General features: G+C 71.2%; 4 protein-coding genes. 2 read left to right on the forward strand and 2 right to left on the reverse strand.

What is annotated here, in order from left to right; translation table 11 throughout:
- Nucleotides 1-1,611 (reverse strand): FAD-dependent oxidoreductase (locus C1A38_RS30160; protein ID WP_102661067.1); only part of this gene is annotated, 1,611 nt, incomplete at its 3' end.
- Between the two features lie 174 nt (nt 1,612-1,785).
- Between C1A38_RS30160 and C1A38_RS30165 the strand changes: the two genes are divergently transcribed.
- Nucleotides 1,786-2,895 carry an LCP family protein gene (locus tag C1A38_RS30165; RefSeq protein WP_102661068.1) on the forward strand — a complete coding sequence of 370 codons (1,110 nt, stop codon included), beginning with the start codon at nt 1,786-1,788 and terminating at the stop codon, nt 2,893-2,895.
- Between the two features lie 18 nt (nt 2,896-2,913).
- Nucleotides 2,914-3,600 carry a DUF6892 domain-containing protein gene (locus C1A38_RS30170; protein ID WP_102661069.1) on the forward strand — a complete coding sequence of 229 codons (687 nt, stop codon included), beginning with the start codon at nt 2,914-2,916 and terminating at the stop codon, nt 3,598-3,600.
- Here C1A38_RS30170 and C1A38_RS30175 read toward each other — a convergent pair.
- The gene (locus C1A38_RS30175; RefSeq protein WP_199180381.1) at nt 3,540-4,937 is read right to left on the reverse strand and encodes a M1 family metallopeptidase; all 1,398 of its coding nucleotides are present in this window, start codon (nt 4,935-4,937) and stop codon (nt 3,540-3,542) included. The genes C1A38_RS30170 and C1A38_RS30175 overlap by 61 nt on opposite strands.
- Nucleotides 4,938-5,067: the final 130 nt, after the last annotated feature.

The following is a 5,067-nucleotide window of genomic DNA, read 5'->3' on the forward strand; positions in this document are numbered from 1 at the left end:
GTGTGGGGGGCGGGGGTCGGGGGTGTTCTTGTTGGGCCAGAGGGACATGGCGCGTTCGGCCTGGGCGGTGATGGTGAGAGAGGGGTTGACGCCCAGGTTGGCCGAGATGGCGGCGCCGTCGACGACGTGCAGGCCGGGGTGGCCGTAGACGCGGTGGTACGGGTCGATGACCCCGGTCTCGGGAGTGGCGCCGATCACCGCGCCGCCGAGGATGTGGGCGGTCATCGGGATGTCGAACGGTTCGGTGAGCGCGCCGCCGGGCGTACCGCCGATCTCCTCGGCGAGCAGTCGGGCCGCCCGGTTGCCGGCGGGGATCCAGGTCGGGTTGGGGGTGCCGTGGCCGGGGGCGGCGACCAGTCGACGACCCAGCGGCCCGCGCCGCAGCCGGGTGGTGAGCGAGTTGTCCGCCGACTGCATCACCAGGGCGATCACCGTACGCTCCGACCAGTTGCGCACCAGCAGCAGCCGGGCGGCCTGCCAGGGATGCCGGACGAGTTGACCGAGCCAGCGGCGTACCCGGTGCGGCCCGCCGTCGACAAGCAGGGACTGCAGCAGAGCCATCGCGTTCGAGCCGCGCCCGTAGCGGACCGGCTCGATATGGGTCTGCGGGTCGGGGTGGAACGAGCTGGTGATCGCCACCCCCTCGGTGTAGTCCACTCCTGCGGCCCGGGCCCGGCGACGCGGCACCGAGGCGCCGAGGATGGCCTCCGAGTTGGTCCGGGTCAGCTTCCCCAGCGTCGGCGAGATGTTGGGCAGGGCACCACGCTCACGCATCTCGTGCAGCAGCTGTTGGGTGCCCAACGCCCCGGCGGCGAAGACCACCTGATCGGCGTGGATCACCTGCGGGCGCTTGCGCAGCCAGGCGCCGGTGCGTTCGGTGTGCACGGTGTACCCGTCGCCGGACGGCCGCACGGCGGTGACCGTGGTCAGCGGATGCACCTGGGCACCGAGTCGCTCAGCCAACCACAGGTAGTTCTTGACCAGGGTGTTCTTCGCGCCGTACCGGCATCCGGTCATGCAGGCGCCACAGTTGGTGCAGCCGGTACGCTCCGGCCCGGCACCGCCGAAGTACGGGTCGGCCACCCGCTCCCCCGGTCGCCCGATGTACACCCCGACCGGGGTGGCGTGGAAGGTGTCCCCCACCCCCATCCGGTCGGCCACCCGCCGCATCGCCCGGTCCGCGGCGGTGTGCAGCGGGTACGTGGTCACCCCGAGCATCCGCTTCGCCTGGGCGAAGTGCGGGGCGAGTTCGGCCCGCCAGTCGGTGATGTCCCGCCACTGGGGGTCGGTGTAGAAGGCGTCAAGCGGCTCGTACAGCGTGTTGGCGTAGACCAACGAGCCGCCACCGACCCCCGAGCCGGACAGCACCAGCACCCCGCCGCCGGCCCGCCGGTCGGCCGCCCGCAGCAGGGTGATCCGTTGCAGGCCGAAGCAGCCCAGCTTTGGCGCCCAGAGGAACCGCCGCAGTCGCCACGAGGTTTTCGGGAACTCCTCGTCGGCGAACCGTCGGCCCGCCTCCAGGACGCCGACCGAGTAACCCTTCTCGGCCAGCCGCAGGGCGGCCACGCTACCGCCGAAGCCCGACCCGATGACGACCACGTCGTACCGCATGCCTCGAATCATTACTCCCGAGTAGCCCTCGCGCCAGGAGCAGTGTGCGCGCAATCATGCTGCGCAGCCCGCCGGGAGAAGCCCACGCGGGTGATCGAAGCGACACCGAGGTCGACGCAACCCTGAGCCCACCTCACGGCGTTGTGTCGACAGGTGCTCGAAGAAGGCGGGGGAATGATGCTCGGAGAACCTCGGAGACGACTGACGCTTGTGCTTGCCGCCCTGGTCGCGGTGGCGGTGGTGGCCGTCGGCGCGGTGGTGATCACCCGGCTGGTCGGCACCGACCGGAGCACACCGACCGCCGGACCGACCGCCCCGAGCGCGTCGGCCGACGCGCCACCGAGCCCGAGCACCCCGCCGCCGGGTGCCGACATCACCGGCCCGCTCAACCTGCTGCTGGTCGGCATCGACACCCGGGTCAGCGTGCCGGGTTGGGAGCCGCACGCCGACGCGGTGCTCATCCTGCACGTACCGGCGGGGTTGTCCCGGGCGTACCTCTTCTCGCTCCCCCGCGACCTGGTGGTGGACGTCCCGGCGTTCAAGCCGGCCGGCTACCGGGGCGGGCGGACCAAGCTCACCAACGCGATGAGCTACGGCAGCCGGGTGCCGGACCGCCCGAAGCAGCCGGACCCGGCACAGGGGTACGAGTTGCTGAGCCAGGTGGTGAGCGACTACACCGGGCTGCGCATCGACGCCGGCGCGGTGCTCACCTTCGGCGGATTCGACGAGTTGGTGGACAGCCTCGGCGGCGTCGACATCCACGTCGACCAGCGGGTGGTCTCGCGGCATCGCCAGCCCGACGGCAAGCACCGCTCACCCGGGCCGGGCGTCGGCGGGTACGTCGGACCGCAGATGGTCTACGAGCCCGGCGATCGGCACCTCAACGGCTGGCAGGCGCTTGACTACGCCCGACAGCGCTACCTGCCCGGCGGCGACTACACCCGGCAACGCCACCAGCAGCAACTGATCCGGTCGCTGGTCGGCAAGATCCTCGACACCGACCTGGCCCGCCAGCCCGAGCGGGTCGAGCAGGTGGTGGCGGCCCTCGGCGACATGCTCGTCTACGTCGGCGGGCGACGGATCGTGGAGTTCGCGTACGCCCTCGGCGGGCTCTCCCCCGACGCGCTGACGCTCGTCACCCTGCCCGGCGCGGCCGTCGGTCGGGGCAACGCCTACCGGGGCGAGGAACTGACCCAGACCGGCCGCCGCTTCATCACCGAGTTGCGGGCCGGCAAGGTCGACGAGTTCCTCGCCGAGCACCCGAAACTGGTGGTGCCCCGATAGGGCGATACTGTCAAGATCGTGGATCTCGTCTTCGCCGACCGCGGCCTGCACCTCGGCGTGCTGAACGCCCTACTGACCTCAGGTGCCCTCGCCGCAGCCGACCTCGTGGCGATCGTCGAGTCGACCGGGCCGGACGGCCCGGAGGACGGCTACCCCGGCCCCGGCCCACGCCTGGCGAGGTCGCTGGACCTCCTGCACGCTGTCGCGGTGCCCGCCAACGAGGTGGCGGCGATCACCCGCCTGTACTTCGACGGCGGCAACGAGATCTACCTGCTCATCGAGAAGACCCTGGACATCGACACGGGTGGCGAGTCCGACGACTACAACGTCACATCGCTGGAAGGCATCCAGGCCCTGTCAGGTCTGGAGTCGTTGGATCTGGACGGCCACGGCTATCGCTCGGCTCCGTTGGACCTGACTCCGCTGGCCGGCCACCCGAGGTTGTCGGTGCTGTGCCTGACCGGCTTCTGCGCCTCGGCGGTGGCGCTGGAGTCGCTACCTCAACTGCGCAGCCTCGACGCCTTTCACGCGGACCTCGACGACCCGGAGGTCCCGGACCGCCTGGCGGCTCGCGGAGTGGCGGTCCGCCACAGTTGGCGTCGTGAGCGCGCCGCCCGCCGGGCGACCAGCGCCCGGGCGGCGGGTCAGGGCAACGCCGGTGCGGTGGTACCTGTCAACCAGGCGTCGAAGAACGAGCCCAGCTGACGCCCGGAGACCCGCTCGGCCAGGGCGACGAAGTCAGCCGTGGTCGCGGTGCCGTCCCGCCGCTCGGTGGTCCAGGTGCGCAGGATCCGGAAGAAGTCGTCGTCGCCGACGGTACGCCGCAACGCGTGCACGACAAGTGCACCGCGCTTGTAGACGGCAGCGCTGAACATCGCGCCGGGGCCGGGATCCAGGGTGGGCCGGGACCAGTCCGTCAGGGCGTACTGCTGCTCGAAGTTGCGTTGGGCGCTCGGGCCGCCGTCGTGTTCCTCCCAGAGCCACTCGGCGTAGCTGGCGAAGCCCTCGTTGAGCCAGATGTCGCTCCACCGGGCCAGCGCCACACTGTTGCCGAACCACTGGTGGGCCACCTCGTGGACGACCACGCCGTAGTTCGGCTCCCCGGAGCGGAAGAACCCGGGCCCGTAGACCGGCCGGGACTGTGTCTCCAACGCGTACCCGATCCTCGGGTCGGCCACCACCACCCCGCCGTACGCCTCGAACGGGTACGGCCCGAAGAGACCGGCCAGGTAGTCGGCGATCTCACCGGTGCGCGACAGTGACCGGGCCTGCGGCCCGGTGGCCGGCATGTCGGCCGGCACGGCCGTGATCAGCGGCTTGCCGCTGTGCGTGCCGACGTCCACCCGGTAGTCACCGATCACCAGTGTGGTCAGGTAACTCGCCATCGGTGACCGCTCGGCCCAACGCCAGGTGGTCCACCCGTCGGCCGTGGTCCGCTCCCCCGGTACGCCGTTGCTCAGCGCGGCGAGCCCTTCGGGGACCGTCACCTCGATGTCGTAGGTCGCCTTGTCGGAGGGGTGGTCGTTGACCGGGAACCAGGTCGCCGCCGAGTGCGGTTGGCCCAGGGCGATCGCCCCGTCGTCGGTGTGCTGGAAACCACCGCTGCCCAGCACGCCGTCGGTGACCGCCGTGGGCACCCCGGCGTAGCTCACCTCGACGGTGAACCGGCTGAGGTTCTCCAGCCTCCGGTTCGGCGTGACGACCAGTTCGCCGTCGGCCTGCCGGTGCTCGGCGGAGGCACCGTCCACGGTGACCGAGTCGACCGTGAGACCGCTCAGGTCGAGGTTGAACCGGGAGAGGTTCTGCGTGGCGGTCGCGGTCACCACGGCCCGCCCGACGAGCCGGTCGTCGGCCGGGTCGTACCGCACCGCGAGCCGGTAATTGTCGACGTCGTAGCCACCGTTGCCACTGCCCGGCACGTACGGATCGGCAACGTCCACACTGCCCGGCCGGAACCCGTCCTCACGCTCCCCCGTGCAACTCACCAGCGCCACGGCAGCCACCACCGCCACCGCAACCCCACGCCACCGCAACCCCACCACCCTGCTCACCCCGCCGAGCCTACCGCCGCCCACCCCGTCGATCTTGCACTTGCGGTCGCGGCGAACCACCCGAAACCACCACGAACCTGCGACCACAACTCCATGATCGACGCAGGAAGGGGGTGGGGGT

Origin of the sequence: Verrucosispora sp. ts21 (assembly GCF_002879555.1) — a bacterium.
GTDB lineage: Bacteria > Actinomycetota > Actinomycetes > Mycobacteriales > Micromonosporaceae > Micromonospora > Micromonospora gifhornensis.

Bases quoted from the DNA above. Each gene is read 5' to 3' on its own strand.
- C1A38_RS30165 (WP_102661068.1), top strand. From the start codon at position 1,786: ATGATGCTCGGAGAACCTCGGAGACGACTGACGCTTGTGCTTGCCGCC.